The 1,363-nt window shown below is 63.0% G+C and carries 1 protein-coding gene; it reads left to right on the top strand.

Going from position 1 to position 1,363, the window contains the following annotated elements:
• Positions 1-69 precede the first annotated feature (69 nt).
• Positions 70-1,092, top strand: a complete 1,023-nt coding sequence (locus C8J25_RS20140) for an IS110 family RNA-guided transposase (protein WP_107956118.1) — start codon at positions 70-72, stop codon at positions 1,090-1,092.
• Positions 1,093-1,363 lie beyond the last annotated feature (271 nt).

The following is a 1,363-nucleotide window of genomic DNA, read 5'->3' as shown; positions in this document are numbered from 1 at the left end:
TTGTGATGACGTGGACGGCTCTCCAACCCTCAAGCAGTATGTCCTGCGGAGAGTCGAAGGAGAGTCACGATGGGAAACGTCACAACGATCGGTCTGGATATCGCGAAGAACGTGTTTCAGGTGCACGGAGTGGATGCTGATGGCGCAGTGGTTGTTCGCCAGCGTCTGACGCGTGGGCGGATGTTGAAGTTCTTCGCCAAGCTGCCCCGGTGTCTGATCGGCATTGAGGCGTGTGCGACATCACACTTCTGGGCGCGCGAGCTGGTCGCGCTCGGGCATGACGTGAAGCTGATGCCGGCGCAGTACGTGAAGCCGTACGTCAAGCGAGGCAAGAACGACGCGGCGGATGCCGAGGCGATCTGCGAGGCCGTGACTAGGCCGACTATGCGCTTCGTCGGGATCAAGTCGCCCGAGCAGCAGAGCGCGATGATGCTCCATCGTGTCCGCCTGATCCTCAACCGCCAGCGCACGCAGCTGTCGAACGCGATGCGGGCGCACTTGGCCGAGTTCGGGATTGCAGCGCCGATTGGCAGAAACGGCATCGAGCAGCTCCTCGACGTAATCGCTGATCCTACCGATGAACGCGTACCGGCCGATGCGCGGTTCTGCCTGGAGATGCTGGCAGCCCAGTTGCGCATCGTAAAGGAGCAGATCCTCGAGAACGATCGTCGCATCCTGGCGAGCGCACGCGAGACCGAGCTCGGTCGCCGACTGATGGAGATACCCGGCGTGGGTCCACTGCTCGCCAGCGCCATCGTCGCCACGGTTCCTGACCCCGCGATCTTCCGCTCGGGCCGCAACCTGGCTGCCTGGATAGGCCTGGTGCCGCGGCAGAACTCGAGCGGCGGAAAGGAGCGGCTGGGCAGCATCACGAAGGCGGGCCACCAATACCTGCGTCAGATGCTGATCGTCGGAGCTATGGCCGTCGTGCGCTATGCCGAGCGGAACGGGGCTAAGCGGCCCTGGCTTGTGCAACTGCTTGCCAGGCGGAAGACCAAGGTCGCCGCGGTCGCGCTCGCTAACAAGAACGCCCGCATGATCTGGGCGATGATGGCCAGCGGCGAGCGTTATCGCGAGCCGCAGATCGCGTAACAGGATACGGTGCGGGCGACCGCACCGGACGAGGTTGGGAAGGGCGGATAGGAGCTAATGCAACAAGCCGGTTGAACCGCCGGATCGGGAAAACCCATAAAGACCCAAGCACCTCGAGTGCGTGTTTGTGATCGGGACCCGAACCGCGCGAATGGCATTATGGCCAGCGGCGCTATGAGCCGCACTAACAGGTCGGACACATGGCCGCACCAACCAGCATTGCAACGCGACTGTTCAAGCTTGCCAACGGAGGGCCGTCCACACATGGGTC

The sequence above is a fragment of the Sphingomonas faeni genome (genome assembly GCF_003053745.1).
Taxonomy (GTDB): domain Bacteria; phylum Pseudomonadota; class Alphaproteobacteria; order Sphingomonadales; family Sphingomonadaceae; genus Sphingomonas; species Sphingomonas faeni.
Note: the sequence above shows the minus strand (reverse complement) of the source record. Positions and strands in the feature narration are given on the sequence as shown.

Coding starts and splice junctions, on each gene's coding strand:
- C8J25_RS20140 (WP_107956118.1), top strand. CDS start 70: ATGGGAAACGTCACAACGATCGGTCTGGATATCGCGAAGAACGTGTTT.